Origin of the sequence: Aliiglaciecola sp. 3_MG-2023 (assembly GCF_030548205.1) — a bacterium.
Lineage (GTDB): Bacteria > Pseudomonadota > Gammaproteobacteria > Enterobacterales > Alteromonadaceae > Aliiglaciecola.
Genome location: NZ_JAUORV010000013.1, coordinates 77,254 through 99,566 on the forward strand (window position 1 = coordinate 77,254; position 22,313 = coordinate 99,566).

16 protein-coding genes are annotated in these 22,313 nt (G+C 42.4%); 8 read left to right on the plus strand and 8 right to left on the minus strand.

Annotation, left to right across the window (positions count from 1 at the left end):
• Positions 1-121: 121 nt before the first annotated feature.
• On the minus strand, positions 122-2,521 hold the full coding sequence (locus tag Q4574_RS15000) for a TonB-dependent receptor (protein ID WP_303474965.1): 2,400 nt from the start codon (positions 2,519-2,521) through the stop codon (positions 122-124).
• A 482-nt stretch (positions 2,522-3,003) separates the two neighbouring features.
• Here Q4574_RS15000 and Q4574_RS15005 point away from each other — a divergent pair, with 482 nt between their 5' ends.
• The 3 genes from Q4574_RS15005 (at position 3,004) to ggt (ending at position 6,935) form a co-directional block, all read left to right on the plus strand.
• Entirely contained in the window at positions 3,004-3,510 is a 507-nt protein-coding gene (locus Q4574_RS15005; protein WP_303474966.1) for an EF-hand domain-containing protein, read from the plus strand.
• 368 nt (positions 3,511-3,878) lie between these two features.
• Positions 3,879-5,255, plus strand: coding sequence for a Na+/H+ antiporter NhaC family protein (locus Q4574_RS15010; protein ID WP_303474967.1), 1,377 nt, complete (start codon positions 3,879-3,881; stop codon positions 5,253-5,255).
• Positions 5,256-6,935, plus strand: a complete 1,680-nt coding sequence (ggt, locus tag Q4574_RS15015) for a gamma-glutamyltransferase (protein WP_303474968.1) — start codon at positions 5,256-5,258, stop codon at positions 6,933-6,935. It begins immediately after the preceding gene.
• A gap of 31 nt (positions 6,936-6,966) precedes the next feature.
• Here the strand turns inward: ggt and Q4574_RS15020 are convergent, their stop codons facing one another.
• The 3 genes from Q4574_RS15020 to Q4574_RS15030 all read right to left on the minus strand — a co-directional run bounded on the left by Q4574_RS15020 (position 6,967) and on the right by Q4574_RS15030 (position 10,548).
• The gene (locus Q4574_RS15020) at positions 6,967-8,337 is read right to left on the minus strand and encodes a uracil-xanthine permease family protein (RefSeq protein ID WP_303474969.1); all 1,371 of its coding nucleotides are present in this window, start codon (positions 8,335-8,337) and stop codon (positions 6,967-6,969) included.
• Between the two features lie 278 nt (positions 8,338-8,615).
• Entirely contained in the window at positions 8,616-9,782 is a 1,167-nt protein-coding gene (locus Q4574_RS15025; RefSeq protein ID WP_303474970.1) for a flagellar assembly protein T N-terminal domain-containing protein, read from the minus strand.
• A gap of 22 nt (positions 9,783-9,804) precedes the next feature.
• Positions 9,805-10,548, minus strand: a complete 744-nt coding sequence (locus tag Q4574_RS15030) for a flagellar basal body L-ring protein FlgH (protein ID WP_303474971.1) — start codon at positions 10,546-10,548, stop codon at positions 9,805-9,807.
• Between the two features lie 306 nt (positions 10,549-10,854).
• Between Q4574_RS15030 and Q4574_RS15035 the strand changes: the two genes are divergently transcribed.
• The gene (locus Q4574_RS15035; protein WP_303474973.1) at positions 10,855-11,628 is read left to right on the plus strand and encodes a hypothetical protein; all 774 of its coding nucleotides are present in this window, start codon (positions 10,855-10,857) and stop codon (positions 11,626-11,628) included.
• Between the two features lie 53 nt (positions 11,629-11,681).
• On the opposite strand, the gene glpK is transcribed toward Q4574_RS15035, so the two are convergent.
• Together glpK and Q4574_RS15045 are read right to left on the minus strand one after the other, a co-directional pair.
• On the minus strand, positions 11,682-13,178 hold the full coding sequence (gene glpK, locus Q4574_RS15040) for a glycerol kinase GlpK (protein ID WP_303474974.1): 1,497 nt from the start codon (positions 13,176-13,178) through the stop codon (positions 11,682-11,684).
• A gap of 278 nt (positions 13,179-13,456) precedes the next feature.
• Positions 13,457-14,233, minus strand: coding sequence for a hypothetical protein (locus Q4574_RS15045; protein WP_303474976.1), 777 nt, complete (start codon positions 14,231-14,233; stop codon positions 13,457-13,459).
• 319 nt (positions 14,234-14,552) lie between these two features.
• Between Q4574_RS15045 and Q4574_RS15050 the strand changes: the two genes are divergently transcribed.
• The 3 genes from Q4574_RS15050 to Q4574_RS15060 all read left to right on the plus strand — a co-directional run bounded on the left by Q4574_RS15050 (position 14,553) and on the right by Q4574_RS15060 (position 18,177).
• Positions 14,553-15,530 (plus strand): LLM class flavin-dependent oxidoreductase, encoded by a 978-nt coding sequence (locus tag Q4574_RS15050; RefSeq protein ID WP_303474978.1) that lies wholly within the window; start codon positions 14,553-14,555, stop codon positions 15,528-15,530.
• Positions 15,531-15,575: 45 nt separating this feature from the next.
• Positions 15,576-16,496, plus strand: a complete 921-nt coding sequence (locus Q4574_RS15055; protein ID WP_303474980.1) for a glutaminase — start codon at positions 15,576-15,578, stop codon at positions 16,494-16,496.
• 217 nt (positions 16,497-16,713) lie between these two features.
• Positions 16,714-18,177: a carbon starvation protein A gene (locus Q4574_RS15060; RefSeq protein WP_303474981.1), complete on the plus strand. Its 1,464-nt coding sequence runs from the start codon at positions 16,714-16,716 to the stop codon at positions 18,175-18,177.
• A gap of 85 nt (positions 18,178-18,262) precedes the next feature.
• On the opposite strand, the gene Q4574_RS15065 is transcribed toward Q4574_RS15060, so the two are convergent.
• A complete protein-coding gene (locus tag Q4574_RS15065; RefSeq protein ID WP_303474983.1) occupies positions 18,263-19,777 on the minus strand; it encodes an acetyl-CoA hydrolase/transferase family protein in 1,515 nt (504 codons plus the stop codon).
• A gap of 347 nt (positions 19,778-20,124) precedes the next feature.
• On the opposite strand from Q4574_RS15065, the gene Q4574_RS15070 reads away from it, so the two are divergent.
• On the plus strand, positions 20,125-20,817 hold the full coding sequence (locus Q4574_RS15070) for a phosphatase PAP2 family protein (RefSeq protein WP_303474984.1): 693 nt from the start codon (positions 20,125-20,127) through the stop codon (positions 20,815-20,817).
• 112 nt (positions 20,818-20,929) lie between these two features.
• On the opposite strand, the gene Q4574_RS15075 is transcribed toward Q4574_RS15070, so the two are convergent.
• On the minus strand, positions 20,930-22,303 hold the full coding sequence (locus tag Q4574_RS15075; protein WP_303474985.1) for a 5-methyltetrahydrofolate--homocysteine methyltransferase: 1,374 nt from the start codon (positions 22,301-22,303) through the stop codon (positions 20,930-20,932).
• Between the last annotated feature and the right edge of the window lie 10 nt (positions 22,304-22,313).

The following is a 22,313-nucleotide window of genomic DNA, read 5'->3' on the forward strand; positions in this document are numbered from 1 at the left end:
TGTAAAAAATAACCTATAAAAAGGTTCAGTCATCGTAAATAAACAATGACTGAACCCTATTAAACGCAGTTTAACTCTTTAAAATAACAGCGTTTTCATTTTGGCGAGTCTTGTAACTGACTTAAAACGCGTAAGATGCGAACACACGTAAGGTTCTAGGTTGACCGGGACCAATAAATTCTGGGGATTCAATATCAGGGTATAGATCACCTAACACTTCATCAGCTTCCCCATAAGTACCAAAAGTCTCAAACTCCTTATCAAAAGCATTTTCCAAGCGAAGAGCCAAATTAATGCCATTATCAAATGCATAACTGGCCGCTAAATTTACAATTGTATAGCCTGAAAGTTGACGGTTTTCATTGGCTTCATCCCCTCGAAAATATTGACTAGAGGCATAGCTTATATCTGCATTTAAGGCTAGTGCATCGCTCAATGCATAATCAAAAGAAACACTACCCTGGGTTGAAGGTTGACCAGGTATCTTATCTCCAGGACTTACTTGTCTGTTTGGTCCTAGAGGATTTTGCGGGCTAAAAGACATGAAGGATGATTCGAAGGTAGCCTGTAAATAGCTTAACTGGGCATTAATATCTAATTTATTAATGCTGTGAGCAAGGCCAAATTCAATCCCTTGGCGACGGGTTTTATCAACATTCACAAAATAGCCAACGGAGGGTCTGTCACCTGCTTGCTGAAAAATAATATCGTCTTTACTATCACTGCGATAGATGGCTGCACTTAATAGGGTTTGTTGATATTGCCATTTAGCCCCCACCTCAATAGTGTTAGTAACCACTTGCTCCAAGGGAGGATCTGCCACAAACCCGTTAGGTAATTTACAAGGATCATCCTCATCAGCACAACTTAATTCAGCGGGGCTAGGTGTCCGAGAAGATTGACTATAGCTAGTATAAAAAGAAAAGCCGTCGGTTTGATAGTGAACCCCTACCGAAGGATTGAAGTGATTAAACTGATGCTCACCATTTAACGAACCAGGTCCAGTTTCAACGCCATCAACCATATCGATGTCTGAACGATTATAACGTCCAGATAATTGCACAGACCAATCTTGATTTAATTCAATATTATCACTCACAAACAGGTGAAGATGCTGCACATCCGTGGATAAACGGACTTTAGAATCGAGATCATAAACACCAATTCCCATTACATCTCGGCTATCTTGCACGGTGTCGTTGTTTAACAAGGCAAATTCAGTATCACTACTAAAATCAATTGATGCCACATCAACACCCATACCCACAATCCAATGATGTGATAAATTGGCTGACTCAAGCTTACCGCTTAACTCTGTACTGACCCCGTAAGAACGATTCTTGGTAAGGCTGGTATTCGCTGTGCCATCAATAACATCGGCATCATAAGCAGAGATATCTTCAAGGGGGGTGAGGGCAGCATAATTCACAAAGTGTACGGCGTCATCGGTTTCAAACTCTTCTTCTTCCTCACCTTCATCAGCGTCACTCTCCTCATCCCCATCAAAATCGTCATCTGATTCGGCAAGTTCCGCATCTTCATCCTCAACACACAGGGTTTCTCCAAAACCTACATCACACTCTTCGTAATCACTATCGTCACCGTTGTAAGTCACGATTTCGTTCTCTCGATAATAAAGGTTAACCACTAAGTTAGTTTCTTCGGACAGGGCCCATTGGTTTTTTAGGCCAACAAAACGCAAGGCAGTTTCGGTTTGATCCGGACGCGTAAAGATCGCATCTCTACCTTCGTAAGGAATAAGCTCTACGGGAATGGCACCATTACCAATTAAACGATTATCACTGGCTGCAAGTGTTAACTCGGCTTGATGGCTGTCTCCTTGGTAACTGATTGTTGAAAAAAGTTGTTTAATGTCACTATCAGAATAGTCACGCCAGCCATCTTCCTGGTAAGTATTAACGTTCAGATAATAGGCCCAGGTATCGTTATTACCGCCAGACTCAAAATTAATCCCTTGCTGACCATAGTCACCGCCTTGCAGACTTATTTTATTCTGTTCAAAGGTAAAACCATTCTTAGATTGTAAAACCAGTGCTCCGCCTAGCGTATTTTGTCCAAATAATGGATTCGCACCAGCGACAAGGGAAACTTGCTCAAGGGCAGAAGTGGGCAGTAAATCCCAATTAACCGTATCACCAAATGGCTCGTTAAAACGGGTTCCATTTAAATAGACTGACAATCCTTGGGGCAAACCTAATAAAGGTGAAGCGGTAAACCCACGATATTGCACATCAGGTTGAAAGGGATTGTTAGTCACATCATTAATGGACACGCTAAAAAGTTGAGCATCGAGTAAACGAGCTAAGGACGCCCCATGCTGTGGTGATAAATCTTCACTGGTTAGCACCTGATTTACCGAATAGATACTGCCAACATTCTGCACTGCTAATGGTGATACCCCTGTAATAACCAACTTTTCGATGATCTCAGGCCCGGGCTGTTCCGCAATTGCGGAAAAGCTAATGATCCCTCCCGAAATAGCGACTATCCATGGTTGCATATTCAACTGCCTTATTTTACTCATTAACGTTTAGTTAACAATGGTAGGCCAGATGTGTGCTGTTAACCTATTGTCTAATGGGTTAATCTAAGGGGTACTTTAGTAGTAATAGCAATATAGAATTAAAGATAGGAACCTTTTAATTCAATAACTTAAAGTTCACACCCAAAGAATAAGGTTTTATTCACTATCATTGCCGACCGCTTTTCTCATCACTATCATTGGCAGGCAAAACGACTGGGCTGGCAGCACATTTCCTGCCCCCCATAGATGCGTCTAGCAAATAGGCAAAAACATGCCGGAATAACCCTCAATTTAATGGAAAAAAGTACTCTTTAGCTTGCTTTAATCCGGCTAAAGAGTAAATAAAATACATACTTTTCATACAGTTAAAACAAAAATACCACCTTTACACAATACTTACATAAACTGGAATTAAAAATGCTTAGTAACTAGTTGAACTTTACCAACCGGAGCTAACCATGAGTATGATGTCCATAGGCGGCGGAATAGATCCAGCTGCCCGCGAAAAAGAGAAACCCCAACAACAATTTGATGTTGCAGACACGAACGAAGATGGCGTAGTCAGTGCCACCGAGTTTATGGAGGCGTTATCAGCACAAGGGGTGGAAAGTACTAAATCTGCTGATATGTTCAGTAACATGGACGCAAACAGCGATGGTAATTTAAGCCAGCAAGAACACGATAAAGCCATTCAAGAACGCGAACAAAAAATGACGCAAATGATGGCGAAAATGGATGGTGAAATAGGCTTATATGGAGAAAAAGATAGTCAAAAGGAAGTCAATTTTGACTCATTCAAAAGCATGCTGTCTTCTATCGCAGAAGATACAAAAGACCAAACCACAGCTTCACGTTTGCAAGACTTGCTAACTGAATTGGAATCCGAAGGCTATTCAAAAGAAGGCGTCCAAAAATCCGTGGAACTGATGAATAAGGTGGCTCCACCCATCAATACCACTGCTTAACATTAACTGAGTTGCTGAATGTCAGCCATTATTGCAATCAATATAAGTCATCAAACCTAATCCCTGACTATAAACAACTAGATTAGGTTTGATGCTTTTTACTCATTCAACAGTTCTCTTGCATAAGCCTTTGTAAAACCTACTTCAATCTTGTTTATTATCATTGGAAAAACGTGGCTTAATGCTAACTGACTGAATTGTATATATTCCCTTTTTAACCAGTCTAGTTTAAGGTGAGCACCTAAATTAAGAACATGTGATAATCTTCAGTAAACGAATTCACTATTGGTTTATGATTTAATGTCATTCTGATCACGAATACTTCCATGTACTCATAATAATAAAGAAAAGATTTTAGGGAATAATTTATGGATTGGGTTTCCATCATACCGCCATTGATCGCGATATTTATCGTATTTTGGAAGAAAGAAGTCATCATGGCATTACTGATGGCGGTATTGAGCTCTGAAGCACTTATACTACTCACATCAGCTTCTGAAAGTATTCTTTTAGCCCCCATTTCCTCGATTGAGCGTGTGGTAGATGTCGCAACCAGCGCGGGTAATACCCGTATTTTGTTATTTAGTTTGTTAGTGGGCGCGCTACTGGCTTACATTCGAGACTCCGGCGGAGTCACCGCCACCGTAAACTGGTTAACTCGACGCGGTATTGCTAACAATCGCCGACAAGTAGGTGGCTTAACAATGTTAACGGGCATTGTTATTTTCATCGAATCAAATTTAAGTGTGCTTACCGCCGGTATATTTGCCCGCGGTCTATTTGATAAATTCGGCATGAGTCGGGCCCGACTAGCTTATCTTATCGATAGTACCAGTGCGCCAGTATGTATCTTAATTCTACTCAATGGTTGGGGAGCCTTTGTTCTCGGATTGTTAGATGGTTATGACCTGGAAGAATCATCTGCCAGTATTTTATGGGGTACAGTGGCATTTAACTTTTATGCCATCATTACCTTAGTCATTGCAGCATATACCGTATTTGCGGATAAGGTTCATGGCCCAATGGCTAAAGCCGAACAGCAACTTGATGCCACGCAAAGTTCTCTTTCGGCTGCGCCCGCTTCTAAAGCTCGCTTCATGGTGGTACCAATATTGACCATGGTACTCAGTATGGTGGGTTTCATGTTTTGGACTGGAGATGGCGTGTTGTCACAAGGCAGTGGTAGCAAATCTGTTCTGTATGCCACTGTGTTGGCGACGGTTGTTGCTTACTTCTTATTAATTTCAAGCAAACAATTTAATCATCAACGTGCCGTTGAGATTGGCTTCAAAGGCATGGGCGAACTTTTACCCTTAGTGAGTATCGTACTGCTTTCTCTTACCCTGGGCGCTAGCCTAAAAATACTCGGCACTGGAACCTTTGTTGCCGGCATGGTTGGTGAGTACTTACCATTAGTATTTGTGGTTCCTATGTTGTTTATTGCCGGTGCAATTATGTCCTTTACGACGGGTACGTCTTGGGGCACTTTTGCCATTCTCATCCCCATAGGTGTGCCCTTAATCCAACAACTTGGATTACCTCCTTCGTTGGTTATTGCCGCGATTTTAGGGGGAGGAATATTTGGTGATCACTGTTCTCCCATATCAGATAGTACCGCGGTTTCTTCTATAGCTTCAGGTTGTGATCTTCTGGAGCATGTTCGTACTCAATTGCCCTATGCGCTGGTAGCCGGTAGTTTAACTCTGGTTGCTTATTTTATTGCTAGCTTAATTATGATTGGATAGATGTTTATGCGTATTTTGTTTGTTTTATCTTTTGTTATTTTTCTAAGCGCCTGCTCTCAAACAGGCACTGAAAAAACCAAGGGCGACTATGCAGTGGCGATGCCTGATGAGTTTGGAGCCGACGTTGCCCTCGCTGTATTAGACGATGGCGGCAACGCAGTTGATGCGGCAATTGCAGCCCAATTTACCTTGGCAGTGACCTTTCCAGAAGCGGGCAATATCGGTGGCGGGGGCTTTATGACAATTTATTTCAATCATCAAGCCGACTTCTTAGATTATCGTGAAATGGCTCCTGCGGCAGCATCACGTGATATGTACCTAGATAAAGACGGCAATGTAGTGTCAACGCAATCTTTATTTGGAGCAAAAGCGTCAGGTATTCCAGGCTCCGTTGCCGGCATGTGGGAAGCCCATCAAAAATATGGAAAGTTACCTTGGACTCGATTAGTTCAACCGGCAGTAAGTTTGGCCAAAGAGGGCTTTATCGTACCTGAGAAGTTTGCGCAAAAAGTCAGCCGGTACATCGCGCGTAAAAATGAAAAAGGAATGAAAAGCAATTTTGAGGAATACTTTGCTCAAGCGACTCAAGCAGGTGCCTTATTTAAGCAACCAGAATTAGCGGCCACCCTAGAGCGAATTCGCGATCTTGGTGTCGATGGGTTCTACAAGGGCGAAACCGCTGAGCATATCGTATCGTTTATGCAAAAAGACGGCGGTTTAATTACGCTCGATGACCTATCTTCATACCAAGCTAAATGGCGTACTCCGGTTACATTTCCTTGGCGTGGTTATACGATTATCACAGCTCCCCCTCCTAGCTCAGGGGGTATTGCGGTAGCGCAATGGCTGGGTATGCTGGATACTGTTATCCAAACCAATCCGTTGCCGAAACAAAATTCAACTGCTTATTTGCACCTAGTATCAGAAGCAGGCAAGCGAGTGTTTGCGGATCGCGCAGAATATTTAGGTGATCCAGATTTTATTGACGTTCCACAAACGGAATTAATCCTTCCGGACTATATCCAATCACGGGCAAAAGACATTAACCTTAGTGCTATATCCGCCACCAGCAAAATCAAGCCAGGGCTGCATGAAAGTGAAGATACTACGCACTTTTCTATAGTCGATAGTTGGGGAAATGCGGTATCCAATACCACCACTATTAATTTAAGCTTTGGTGCGGGTGTGGTCGCTGAAGGCGCTGGGTTTTTATTAAACGATGAAATGGATGATTTCAGTGCCAAGCCTGGAGTCCCCAACTTCTTTGGTGCAATTGGTGGAGAAGCCAATGCCATCGCTCCGTTTAAACGCATGTTATCGTCCATGAGCCCGACCATAGTGCTAGACAACGATGACGTGAAATTAGTGACAGGGTCACCCGGTGGCACCACGATTATCTCGTCAGTTACGCAATCAATACTCAACACACTGTTATTTAATATGAGCGCTGAAGAAGCTGCAAACAGCCCACGCTTTCATCACCAATTATGGCCCAAAGATACCATTAGAGTACATCCAGGTATCAATGAGGAAGTGTTAAATGCCCTGAAAGAAATGGGTTACACTATCCGCGAAGGCAGGTTTGGGGATGTGCACTTGATTCTGCAACAAGACGGGGAACTTAGTGCAGCCTCGGAGAAAAGTGGCCGAGGCAAAGCCAAAGTCGTGTCAGCCAACTAATAGGTAGTGAAGTCTAAACCATAAATTAACCTCAAGATCGCGAGGGAAGCTTAGCTTCCTCGTGAGTTAGCTCTGCTTTCGGTTCAGGTATTAAGACACTCATTACAATGGCAATTACACCTGCTGTGGTAATAGCAGAAGAAAAGATATTGCGAAGTGCTTCAGGTAACCCCTGAAGCGCATTCGGTTCCATTAATACGCCAAAACCCGCACCAAATGAGGTTGCCATTATCAAGGTTTTACGGCGGTCAATGGGCTCACTTGCCAATATCTTAATACCCGCCACGGCAATGGTGGCAAACATCACTAAAGTGGCGCCTCCTAAAACCGGCTTAGGAATAGATTGCAATACTCCTCCTACAATCGGAAACAACCCTAACAACACCAAGATAGCAGCGATGTAAAAGCCAACATGCCGACTTGCCACACCGGTTAACTGAATCACCGCATTATTTTGTCCAAAGGTCGTATTTGGAAAGGTATTAAATACCGAAGCCAATGCCGAGTTTACGCCATCGGCCAAAATTCCTCCTTTAATACGTTTTAAATATTGCTCACCTTTGATGGGTAAACCACAGAACAAGCTGTTAGCAGTCAAATCACCTGAACTCTCCAACGCTGTCATCAGATAAATGAGTGCCACTGGCAAGAATACTTCAATATCAAAATTCAGTCCGTATTTAAAAGGGACAGGCACGCTAAATAAAGGTTGCTCGCCAATATGTTCCACAGAAATAATGCCCAACCAATAAGCCAGTAAAGAGCCTAACCCCATACCGACCATAATGGCGGATAATCTAATCCAGGGGTTCGAAGATAAGTTGAGGACAATAATAGTAATCAGAACAAAGATTCCAATATATAAATTTTGAGTATCGCCAAAGGTATCGCTACCGAACCCACCCGCAAGGTCAGTCATGCCGACTTTTATCAAACTAAAACCAATGGTGGTAATTACGATGCCCGTGGTTAAGGGAGTAACAATACGCCGCACCTTAGTAATAAACTGACTGATAACAACCTCGATAAACGCACCGAGCAAACAGACTCCAAAAATCGTCGCCAAAACATCCGCATTACTCCCGCCTTTGGCTTTAATGGCGAAGCCTGCCACTAAAATAGCACTCACAAATGAGAAACTTGTACCTTGTACGGCAATCAAACCGCTGCCTATGGGACCAATGGTTTTTGCCTGTATAAAGGTTGCCACTCCAGACACAAACAACGCCATACTCAGAAGGTAAGGTAATTCGGCTTGCAACCCTAAGGTGCCGCCAATGATTAAAGTGGGTGTGATAATGCCCACAAAACAGGCCAAAATATGCTGAGTAGCAGCGGTGATACTTTGCTGTTTTGTAGGTATATCGTGTAACCCATAGAGCAACTCAGAATTTGCTTTCATTGATGTACCTTAGATCTGCCCATAGCCAAGACATAAAAACGGTTGTCATTGGCATTTGATTTTTAAGTGAACGAATGATTAGGACACAATGCAAGAAAATGACCAACTGGTCAGGTTTTGACGTTTATTGATTTTAAAGGGCTAGACGTCGATTTGGGATAGATGGATCAATGATTTTCATGGAGTTGCGCACTAAAATGATGCATCAATATTATGGAAATCAAATGCGCAACAAAAACATGGATGGATAGCTGCAGTATGCGCAACAAAGCTCAAACTCAGTGAACCGGACTCACTAGGTCGAGTAAATCAGCATGGCTTACTTGATTCAAATCAGCGTTTTGCAATTCGGCTGTTTGGCTATCTAATTGCACAACCTTAAGTAATTTTTGCGGATCAGAGATTAATACCGAGTTGCTCATTCCATTGACGCCAATGGGTAAGCTTTTTTTATACAAAACGAACTTATCATCTAACTTCACACCATTATCAGCTCCCATATTGATAATTAACCGACCGTGGTCGGTATTCACAATTTGAGCAAAGCTTTTTTCACATTGCAGAGAGCCCGAAATATCGGAAACCGCACCGTTAACTGTATTCAATACAGTGCGACCATAATCACTGCGCCAGAACAGACTATTGTTGGTATCCACATGATAATCGTTACTAAATTCCCAATCTGCTTCACTATGGTAAGACTCTTGAAAAATAATGTCATGGCGAAACGCATCAAGTACATAAACTTGAATGGTAAAATTACGACGAAGTGACACCTCATCAGATAAAAGATTTTCTTTAACCTGCTCAAACAAACTGATGTCTCTGATAAATCCAAAGACTACAAATTGACGACCATATTCCTTAGACAAATACAGGGCCTTATCGGTTATCTCTTTGAGTTTAATTTTATCGTAGGAGTTTACCCGAGTAAAAGCTCTGTCGATTAATCGAACCTGGGGCTGAGATTGTTCATCTCGAAGTTGCTGCTCAATACGTTTACTTATTTGCTTACCAATATCAAAAATCCCGCCATAGCTGGCTTGTTGGGGTTTTAATACCTGAAACTGGGTAATTAATACGCTGCGATTGTAATTATCTTGAGAACAATCAAACAAAGGCGAAAAATCAACTCTCACTACAACATTAAGGGAGTCAGCATTCACCGTCTCACTTAATACTTCCACGCGTTTAATTTGACCTTGTGTGGTGATCACCGATTTGCTGCTAACCAACAAACCGTCCAGCACCACATCTTCGGCCGACACAAAACTCCCATTCTTAAAGGACGCGTCAGCAACTGCATTTTTAATAGCTGTCACCCTCACATCGCTGGCATCTGCACCATCTAATTTAACCGTAGCCTCGCCCTGCTGCCAAATTGCCAGCACTTGAGGACTCGTCAATAACAACAGCATCAACCCTAAGTAATTGCGCATTTTCATGATGTTTAAATTCACTTTTAATTTAATTGAAAATGCCAAAGAGCTTATTAAGCATTGACTCTTCTTGATTGGAGTGGAGTTTACCTTTTCCGCTGTATTCAATACGTGAGTTACCCACTTTAGAAGAAACGACGGTATTTGAAGCATCAATATCTTGGGTTCTGATTTCACCTGAAAATCGCACGTATTCTTGCCCGGTGTTGAGGGTGATCCATTTCTCGCCCGCGACCACTAAATTGCGGTTGGGCAAAATTTCTTTTACATAAACGGTAATATCACCATCTAAAGAGTTGGATTGGTTGGTTTGTGCTGAAGCATCAAATTCATTTTCTTGATTGTGTTCAATATTCAAATCATCTTCGTCAATTTGAATCGGTCCGGCATTAACACTCAAGGGGCCTAATTCAAACTTGCTGGTTTTATCCGATTGAAAATCTAGAGACTTTTTTGAGGATGTAGACTCACTCAGTCTGACTAAAATCATATCGCCCACATGATAATTGCGATGCAATTGGTATAGGCTAGCCACATTATCCGGTTGAAATAAGGAGCCTGTGGGTACCGCAATAGATTCAACATTTTCCATGCGAATAGGTCTGTAGTCAGGATCATCCGGCATGGTTTCTTTATCTTTTTGGGTTATACCACGCTGACTAACTTTTGGATTGGTAGGGAGGTTTTCGACCACTTCCTGTTCAGCTGTTGGGGTTTGTGAACAGGCGCTAATCACGAGACAAGCAAGAGACAAGAGAAATTGAGTTTTCATACCACATAGAACCTCTGCCATCATCGGTTGATAACGACATTTTTATTATTAGAATCGCCTCTCATCTAGCCAAATTCTGCTAACTAGTTTACTGCAAAAAAATCGCCTGATTTAGGTCTTTACCGAAAATTTACACTTATATTTTATATGTAAACTAATGACGCTAAAAAGCCTGAGAGAATCACTAACTGTTTTCTCTGTATTAAATTAACCTCCTGATTCAATAGTAAATTTTTGGCACGAATCTAGCGTAAGGAAATAATTAAGAAGCAATTAAAAACACCAAAAATTAGAGTATTAATCACTATGAACCTCATCGATAGCTTACAAAATAGTTTGGGATTAAGCTCCACTACTGAGGTCGAAACTAATAGCTCAGTCAGCACATCAACGGCAGGTTTAGACCAAGCGTTTGGTAGCTTATTATCGCTTATGCAAGATAGTGAAAATACCTCTTCGGACGCCGAAAGTTCAGGGATTTCTGCAACCATTGATAGTATGCAAAAAAACCTAGTGACGGCAATTGGCTTAGATCAATTCGCCGGTGATGCCCTATCTCAACTGAGTTCATTATCGTCGATTACAAACTTACAAACGTCTCTATTGAGTAACCTCAATGCCAGCTTATTCAGTGCCGCAATCCCCTCTGGGGAGACAGACGTTAGCGCAACGGATCTAAGTGAGACTGCGACGGATAGAACCTTTTTGAGCTCCGTAGAGGATTTTTCAAATTACATTGTGGGAGACGATGGATTAGGTGTTGATGATCTATTCGATACGGTCAATATATTAAACCATATCCCAGTGGTGTCAGATATTTATCAAAGTACCTCAGAGATTGACGTTGATCCTGTTGCTGAAATAATTGGTGGTTACGCCTACGGTGGGCCAATAGGTGTCGCCTTTGCCGCTGCTGATATGGCACTTGAATCCTATACGGGCAAATCAATTTATCACACCGTTGCTGATTTCTTTTTTGAAGATACTGAAAAAGCCTCAATTGAATCAACGGTTAGTCAAGTTACCGACAGCATAGATCAGGCAAACAAAGCTTATAACTTCGTAACACGCAGCTATTAAATTTTGAGGCAAAAACCCGCCGTTACAGTAAATTAAACCTTCGATTACGGCAGTTATTTGCCCATTTCAGTACAACGAATACGATTAACCGCTTGTTGCCATAAGCCATAAGCCTGGTCTCGTTGTTGTTTGCTAAACCTTGGAACAAACGTGTGCTCACATCGCCACTGTTCACTTAGCTCATCTAACGAGCTGTAAATTCCTGCTTGTAAGCCTGCCAAATAAGCAACGCCTAAAGCGGTGGTTTCGGTCACTTCAGGACGATCTACCTCCGCTCCTAAAATGTCAGCTAAAAATCCCATGAGCCAATCATTCTTCACCATGCCGCCATCCACCCTTAGGTTAGTTGCTCTGGCACCGTCACTTTCCATGGCTTTTTGCAGATCTTTGGACTGATAGCATACGGATTGCAAACCAGCCGCGACTATTTCATTAATCCCTGTATCTCGCGTTAAGCCTAAAATAGCCCCTCGAGCATCAGGATCCCAATATGGCGCGCCTAACCCGGTAAATGCAGGCACTAAAAACACACTATTGTTGGCGCTCGCCATTTTCGCTAAAGATTCGGTTTCTGAAGCCTCTTTGATCAGTTGTAAACCGTCACGTAACCATTGAATGGTAGCTCCCGCCATGAAAATACTGCCTTCTAACCCATAGGTAGTTTTACCCTTTAAACGATAGGCAACCGTTGTTAACAGCCTATTGTTAGACTTCAGTGGCGTAGAACCGGTATTCAACACCATGAAACACCCCGTGCCATAGGTTGTTTTTGCCATCCCCTTTTTAAAACAGGTTTGCCCAAATAGCGCCGCTTGTTGATCACCGGCAACCCCCTGAATAGGAATAGCTTTACCGAGTATTTTAGGTGTCGTTTTACCAAACTCGTCAGCACTGTTTAGTACTTGCGGTAAGATTGATGGCGGGATATCGAATTCAGCTAACAGTTTTTGGTCCCATTGCTGTTGATGAATGTCGAACAGCATAGTACGAGACGCATTCGTTGCATCTGTGTAGTGACAACGCCCTTTGGTTAAACGCCAAATCAAAAAGGTATCAATGGTACCAAACGCAAGTAAGCCAGATTCCGCCTTCTTACGGACGCCTTCTACATTATCGAGTATCCATTGAATTTTGGTGGCACAAAAGTAAGGATCTAATAAAAGCCCAGTGGTTTTAGCTACATAATCCGCTAACGACTCATCTTGAGCCAATTGTTTGCAAATTGAAGACGTTCGCCTGTCTTGCCAGACGATGGCTGGATAAACCGCTTTGCCGGTTTTTTTATCCCATACTAAGGTTGTTTCTCGCTGATTGGTAATACCGATGGAAAGGACTTGAGATATGTCGATTTGCGCGTCAAGTATAACGTCTTTGCAGGTTTTTAGGACGCTTTGCCATATTTCTTCAGGATCATGTTCAACCCAACCATCATCGGGATAAGACTGATTAAACTCTTGCTGGGCAATAAAACAAGGCTTACCCTGCAAAGAAAATAGAATCGCTCTGGTACTGGTGGTGCCTTGATCAATAGCCAGAATATAATTTTCCATTGCTACTTTTTCTCCATTCAAAGCCATTTTAAGTTGCGCTCGAATCTAGACACCCCGACTCTTAAACCGCCAATTTTTCAAGCTTATATCTACTTAGCGAGATTCGATATGTTGTCACTTATTCCTGTGATCAAAACCTGCTTTTTTCGTGAATCAGTACACGTAAATTTATACTCAGGTAAATTCAACCCAGCACGATTAGACTGTAAATAATTGAAGAAAAAACGCCGCAAGCCAACAGGTGCCCCTGTGACCTTGCAGCGTAAACTCGATTTAGCTTAGTTAAATAAACCTTTCAGTTTATCTTTGGCTTTTTCAGTGAGTTTTTCTTTCTCTTCATCCAGCTTTTCTTGTGCAAGTTTTTTAGCTTCTTCTGCTAATTTTTTCTTAGCTTCAGACTTCGCTTGGTCAATGATGTTGTCTAACATGGCATTAACTATTGCCACCCCAGCTTGGTCGGCAGGAATACCATTGGGTTGACCAATGGGCCCAGCATTAAAAGTAGGGAGGGTTATCTCATACGATTTTTGTTCGAGCTTAAGTTCACCCGTAGACAGCTTCTCGAAATCAAGTTTAAGGCGGACATTGCTGACCGTCACATTTTCAACAATAATAAGCGGGTTAGCTCCAGGCTCAGAGGAAGCTTGGCCTTCCGATTTAGGCAAATTCGCAGTTAAATTATCTTTAATAACGAGCAAGTTGCCCTTCCCACTTTCATCTACTTCATAAAGTACTTCCGGCGCATTGATGCTAACTGTTTGCACAACATAGGGTTCGTTTAAGACTTCACCTAGATCCAGTGTAATATTTTCAACACTGAAGGCATCTTCATCACTAAAACCATCTGGATTCTCAACATCAATATCACTAATGGTCAAACGACCTTCGCTCAGTGCTAAATCCACGTTAAAAACAGTAACAGGCGTACCTAAATATTTGGAACCTTGTTGTTCCATTTGGGTTCGAATGAAGTCCCCTGCGCCACTTAGTAAATACCAAGCACCGCCTGCAATAAGCAAAATGATAATTGCAAAAACGATTAATCCTTTTTTCATTAGTCTCTTCTCATATAGTAATGTGATTACAGGGTTTTAGCCCTTTAAAACAACACAATATCACCATTCAACACTGGGTCAACCATGAAAGTCATGAAACAATAGTCGAGGTTAAGCTCACCACTGATAAAACCACTGACTATCTATTATCGGCACAAACTAAGGACTCTAAATGCATTCATTTAGTTCTATTCATTTGAGTTATGCCCAATATTATAGTCAAGGAATTAGATCTTTACTGTTATTCACCCGAGTCCTCTTGTAAGTTGCATCATCCACCGCAATAATCCTATTACGATTCAATGACTCAGCAAGTATTATGATTCCGATTTCCATATTAGATTTGGCGACTATTGGTGAAGGTCGCAGTGTTTCCGAAGCCCTCAACATGGCTCGTGAAACTGCAGTTACTGCAGAAGACAATGATTACAAACGCTATTGGTTAGCAGAGCATCACGGTATGAAAAGTGTTGCCAGTTCAGCAACGGCGGTGCTACTGGCCAACATAGGAGCTGCTACTAAACGAATTAGGATTGGCAGCGGTGGCGTCATGCTTCCTAACCATGCCCCATTGATTATTGCAGAGCAATTTGGAACCTTAGCTGAACTTTATGGTGATCGTATTGATTTGGGACTTGGCCGCGCCCCCGGAACCGATATGCAAACCCTAATGGCTCTGCGCAGACAAGGTGGTTCGGGCGTAGATCAGTACCCACAAAATATTCGCGAATTACAAAACTACTTAGGTCCACAAGCTCAGCCTGTGTTAGCCGTGCCTGGCCAAGATACCAATATCCCATTGTGGTTATTGGGGTCAAGTTTATACAGTGCACAACTGGCTGCGGAGTTTGGACTGCCCTACGCCTTTGCGTCTCATTTTGCTCCTGACCAATTACATCAGGCATTAGACAGTTATCGCGCTAACTTCAAAGCAACCACTGAAAACCCTCAACCCTATTCGATGGCAGGGGTCATGGCCGTGATTGCGGATACGCAAGAGGAAGCAAATTATTTATATACCTCGGTGCAACAAAAGTTTCTGCAAATGCGCACCAGTGCCAATACGCCCTTCCCCAAACCGGTAGATAAAATTCATTGGAGCATTGCAGATATGTACAATGTAGAACATGTCTTACAGTATGCACTGGTGGGCACAAAAGAATCCATACAACCTAAATTAGCGGATTTTATTGAAAAAACGGGTATAGATGAATTAATTGTCTCCTTTCCCATTCATGATCCCACTGCCAGACTTAAAAGCGTAAAATTAATGGCAGAACTGCGAGATAGCATGTGAAACAATATCAACCCAACTGCCAAATTCAAATAAATGGAGATATCGTTGCAACAGATTGTCGATGAAATTGCTGCTGAAATGATGGCCATCGAGGATAAAGGTGAAGTCGCTGGCTATATCCCTCAATTGGCTAAAATCGACCCTAACCAATTCGCTATTAGTGTCGCCCTAACTAATGGTGAGATTTACCAATCTGGCTGCGCCGAAAAGTTGTTTTCAATCCAAAGTATATCCAAAGTCTTTACCCTAACATTGGCTCTGGGCAAGTTGGGGGATAACATTTGGCACCGAGTGGGCAGAGAGCCCTCAGGTGACCCGTTTAATTCAATCGTACAATTAGAACATGAACAGGGAAAGCCCAGAAATCCATTTATCAATGCCGGCGCAATCACCATTGCAGACCTCATTATGCAAGGTCATGAACCGAAAGAAGTGTTAGCCGAAATCATACATTTCATGCGTTATATTGCAGATGATGACAGTATAGCCATTGATGAAAAAGTGGCTAAATCTGAATTAGATACAGGAGCAAGAAACGCATCCCTCGCCTATTTCATGTCATCATTTGGCCACTTTGAAAACCCCGTAGAAGAAGTGCTAGGTACCTATTTTCACCATTGCTCAATTGCCATGAACAGCACTCAACTAGCTAAAGCAGGTTTATTTCTAGCCAACAATGGTGTAAACCCAATTACCGGCTATACGGTTGTTTCTGCACAGCGAGCAAAACGCATCAATGCATTAATGCTTACCTGCGGTCACTATGATGGTTCCGGTGAATTTGCCTTTAGGGTTGGATTACCCGGGAAAAGCGGTGTAGGCGGCGGAATATTAGCCATCGCCCCAGGAAAGGCTTCTATTGGTGTATGGTCCCCCGGATTAGACGACATAGGGAATAGCAAACTCGGTACATTGGCTTTAGAACTGCTTGCCAATAAAACAGGTTGGTCCGTTTTCGGTAAGTAATAACACAAAGTTCAGCATCTAAAAGGCCACGACGAATAGGGCTTTTGGATTAGCAATTCAGTCTGTAATTATATTTTTTGTTGACGTGGTTTTTGCTATTATGCGCCGCAAATTTGCAGGTTCTTTTTTTAAGTGGTTAAAGCAAATCAAAAATGAATCAAAGAGTACGTCCAACGCGCTCTTCACTTAATTTTTTGATACTGGAGTACTCGTTTTAATGATCATCTTTTTTATTTGTATTTCTATATTGATTCTCGGCTATAAATTTTATAGTCCTTTTGTTGAAAAACAAGCTGGTATAGATCCCAATGTCGCCACACCTCAAACACGTTTTAGTGAAGGTGTCGACTATGTGCCTGTCCATCCTGTTCGCGCGTTTTTAATACAGTTTTTGAATATTGCCGGTGTCGGTCCTATTTTTGGTCCTATTCTGGGCGCATTATATGGGCCAGTCGCATTGGTATGGATTGTATTAGGAAATGTGTTGGGTGGTGCCGTTCACGACTATTTCTCTGGTGTGATGAGCATAAAAGAAGACGGAAAAAGCTTGCCGGAAATAGCGGGGCATTATTTCAACATCCTGTTTAAAGGGGTGATGCTTATTTTCACGGCAATGTTACTGTTCTTTGTTGGGGTGGTGTTTATTATGAGCCCCGCAGGCTTACTTAGTAACCTGGAGGTTTTCCAAGATACGTTTTTGGCCAACAACACTTTCTGGGTACTGGTAATTTTAGGCTATTACTTTTTAGCCACCCTTTTACCCATCGATAAAATTATCACTAAGTTTTACCCCATTTTTGGGCTACTGATGATCGTCATGACAACGATGATTGCCATCGCCTTACTTATTGACGCTCCACACCTACCCATGGCTGGGGACTTTTTAGCCTATTTTGAAGCCGATCATGCCCATGACTTTCTCGCTCCTAACCCAGAAGGTTTACCTACTTGGCCCTTGTTATTTGTGACTATTACCTGTGGCGCAATCAGTGGTTTCCATTCTACCCAAGCGCCCATTATGGCTCGTTGTTTAACCAATGAAAAATACGTAAGACCAGTGTATTACGGTGCAATGATGTGTGAAGGTATTGTGGCTTGTGTGTGGGCTTTGGCTGGCATTGCCGCTTTCCCAGAAGGCTATGCAGGACTTAAAGCCATGCTGGATGTGGGTGGCCCAGGGTTGGTGGTAAACCATATTGCGAATAGCTACTTAGGAATATTTGGTGGCATTATGGCAATAGTTGCGGTTGCCGTATTCCCTATTACCTCTGGCGACACCGCGTTTCGTTCGTTGCGACTCACCATAGTTGATGCATTCAATATCCCGCAGAGCATTCGTAATCGTTTACTCCTTGCCATACCCATTTTAGCCATTGCCTATTTTATGACTAAATTGGATTTCTCGGTGATTTGGCGCTATTTTGCATTCTCAAACATGCTGCTATCCACCAGCGTATTATGGCTTGCAACTAAATATTTGTTCGACAGAGGCACATTCCATTGGATTGCCAGTATCCCTGCTGTAATTGCTACTGGGGTCACCATTTCATATATCATGACAGCGGCAATTGGCTTTAACCTTTCTCCGGATCTAGGTCGCCCTATAGGTGCTGTAGTAGTGCTCGTTGGCTTTATTTTATTGGTATTTATCCACAATAAACATAAAACTCAATCAGCTTAAATGATAAGAAACAAAAAAGGTCGGAGCTAATCAAACAATTAACTCCGACCCTGTTTAAACGATCTTGTTTAAAAACTAATTTGGCTTACATATGTCCTTCGTTTTCATAACGCTCGTGCCAGCTAAGGGCTTCACTGAGCAAATGCGGGGTATGCATGCCGCGACCAGCATGCAGAGCGCGTTCATAATAATCTTGTAACGCAGGTCGGTAGCTAGGATCTGCGCAATTATTGATAATTTCTCTGGCTCGCTGGCGTGGAGATAACCCACGTAAATCTGCCAATCCATGTTCTGTCACTATCACTTTCACATCATGCTCGGTGTGATCCACATGGGATACCATTGGAACAATAGATGAAATTGCCCCATCTTTGGCGATGGAAGGTGATACGAAAATAGACAAGTAACCATTACGGGCAAAATCTCCAGAACCACCAATACCATTCATCATACGAGTGCCCATCACATGGGTAGAATTAACATTACCGTAGATGTCAGCTTCAATCATTCCGTTCATGGCGATGATGCCTAAACGACGAGCCAATTCTGGATTGTTACTAATATCCTGCTGACGCAGGATAATTTTGTCATGGTACAAGTCAATGTTGTCATCAAACTCTTTGAGTCCTTCAGGGCTCAACGAAAATGCCGTTGCCGATGCCACACTCAAGGTACCCGATTTTAGCATTTTCAACATGCCGTCTTGGATCACTTCAGTGAAAGCTGATAGATTTTTAAATGGACCGGCATCTAAACCCTCCAATACGGCGTTGGGGATATTACCCACACCAGATTGAATCGGTAGTAATTCTTTTGGCAAACGACCTACTTCAATTTCGCGCTGGAAAAAATCAAGAATATGCTGGGCTATTTTTTGCGATACCGCATCCGGTTCTTTAAACGGAGAATTTCGGTCCTCTGCATGGGTTTCTACTACTGCGATGACTTTTTCAGGTGGACACTCAAAATAAAACTCACCAATTCGGTCCGCAGGGTCGGTAAGCATAATCGGCTTGCGGTTTGGTGGTAATGCAGTGCCATAATAAACATCGTGCATACCTTCAAGTTTTGCATTCTGTTTGGTATTTACTTCTAAAATGATCTTATCCGCTTGTTCTATCCAGGTTTTATTATTACCAATGGAAGAAGAAGGAATTAGCTTGCCGTCTTCTCGGATGCCTGCAACTTCAATCAGCGCAATATTCATTTTGCCCAAAAAGCCAGACCAGGCATATTGCGACACCTCAGAAAGATGTAAATCCACATAATCCATTGTACCGTTATTAATTTTGCTACGGCAAATAGGGTCACTTTGGAAAGGTAATCGCATTTCGATACCATCCACTTCGGCTAACACGCCATCTAGTTCTGGAGCGGTTGATGCACCGGTCCACAAACTAATGCGGAAAGGATCATTGCCTTCCGCATTCGATTTTTTAATACGCTCAGCTAATGCTTTGGGCACTGCTTTTGGATAACCCGCACCTGTAAACCCGCTCATGCCGATATTAGCACCTGCGGGAATCAATTCAGCGGCTTGTTCTGCACTCATTACACGTTCTTTAAGTGTCGGACAAAGAATTCTAGAAGTTGCTGACATTGTTGGTTCTCTCTTGCAGTAAAATATATCGGTTGATGTGAGCTGTATAATACCAATAAAACCCTTCCAATAGACTTACCCGCTACTAAAATGGATCTACGACTTTAGTCTTATATGAAATTTAACCACGTAAAATCAATAAGTTATATAGGTGAATTGGATTATTGGAAAGAACGAATGGTTTTTGTATATAAAACCAACTTTTTTAAACCGGTTAAATAATCATGCTAAATGGATGAATTTAACGCAAACGTGATAGCGTATAATATGAAGGTTTGTAATGGCTTAGTTCAAAACCACTTTATGCTGAAGAAAATATTTTTTTGGCCGAGGTAAGGAGATGGGAAATGCTAAAGTTAAAAATGGAAAAATCTCACAACAAGCAGTTTGTCCTGCTTTTTATTTTTGCTCTTATTCTTTGGCTATTTTATGAATTAGCCGGGTTTGCAGTCTCGGGGGGTACCCCACAAATCGATCAGAATATTATCCTTGCCTTTAGAAACGCGGAAGATTTGTCCGATCCCCTTGGACCCAAATGGGTAGAGGAGATGATGAGAGACATCACTGCTTTAGGCGGGGTCGCGGTGTTAACCAGTTTTACGTTGTTCGTAACGCTGTTCTTACTCATCGAGAACAAACCTAAAATCGCTGCTTTATTAGTATTCGCAATAACATCAGGAATGTTAGTGAGCTTTTCATTAAAGTATGGTATCACGCGTCCCCGCCCTGACTTAGTACCCCATGGCAGCTATGTTTATACCAGCAGTTTCCCCAGCGGACACGCCATGTTATCAGCGTTAGTGTACTTTACATTAGCTGGAATGCTGTCGTATTTGCCGGTACGTAATCGCGTAAAAACCTACTTCTATGTTATCGCAATTATATTAACGTTTTCCATTGGAGTGAGTAGAGTTTACCTTGGAGTGCATTGGCCAACGGATGTGATAGCAGGCTGGTTAATGGGAATTGGTTGGGCACTGTTGACCCTAGTGGTTGCTCGATTTTTGCGTATGAACGGGCACTTTTCCTCGGCTCAGTAATAGTTAGAGATGCGTAACTAAGCTGACCGCTTTGGTGGAAAATGGCATAAAAAAACAAAAAATAGCCATAGGGAAACCTCCCCATGGCTATGCACAATAAAGCCCTTAATGATTAATGGTCGTGTTCTTCAGCAACACCCAACCAAGAGATACTGGCGGCTGCGAACCCCAATTCAATATCACTAACCACTTCAATGGTTTCCAAGTCAATTTGCAATACATGTTCAGCGATAGGATCAGACACATAAACGTAATTTCCATTTTGTGCCACAGTCATACTGAAGTTCATACCATCAGGCATATTGGCAATGTCTTCATCAGAAATATCAAAGCTTTGCTCTAGCTCCCAATGAGTTTCACCGTCATGGTCGTGGGCGCTGAGGATATTCAAATAACCTTGGCTATCTAACACTAAAAACATGTCGCCTTCATAGGAAAATCCATAAGCAACCGGGCTGGCATCCGTTTCAGGTTGCCATTCTAGTGCTTCCATTTCACTATCTTCAGGGGCTATTTTAATTAGAATAGACTCACCTGCGTCATGCCCAGCGGCGATGCCAATAAATGTATCACTTTCTTCGTGACCATATATTGTGCCTATACGTAAACTGTCTAAAACGTCGATGTTGACAATTTTTTCAGCTTCATACTCATCGTCATGCTCATGAGCGATTAAAACACCATCACTGCATCCAAAAACGGCATAGGTTTCATTTTGTGCGCCACCGTGCAGATCAGGACATAACACATCTAGCACTTGCTCTTGTTCGTATTCATCATCGTGTAGATGATATAAAGCGACTTGATCCGGGAGTATTTTAGCCACCGAGGTACTTTCAGCATCATCTCGACGGACCGTTGACAATAAATAATCATCTTTTGGCTCAACTGCACCATGCATGTTTACGGTGTAATTCAAGGTCGGAAGTACACTAGTTTCACCACTAATATCAGTGTCTGAGACAACTTGTACAGATGCAGGGGTACTGGAGTCTGCATCACCATCGAAAAATATAGCCATCTGACCATCATGTTTGACTATGTGGGTAGGACGACTTCCCGTGATCTCGTAATCACTCATCGCAGGACCTTGTTCATAGTCATGCAAATGCTCGCCATGATCTTCACGCCACATACCGCTGTCAATAAAGCCTACGTAGTCGTCAGAACGACTCGCAATGACCGCATAACGATAATCTGCAGAGGAGGTCAGCGTGCTTGATGCATAAGTTAGTGAAAACGTATCTAATTCACTACCGTCATCTAAATCGTATATCGCCGTACTGCTGTTGGCAGTTAATACCGCTAATCGGCCCAGAGAATCAATTAAATATTCGTCATCACTATGGTCATGATCATCTTCAGTCGAATCATCCACTTCAATCGACTCTTTTTCAATAATGGTCGTTTCTGCATCGCCGCAACCGGTTAGCAGCAATGCTCCGATCGTGGCAGCAAGTAGAGAAAGTTTGCGTGTGCTTGTCATTGTTTATTCC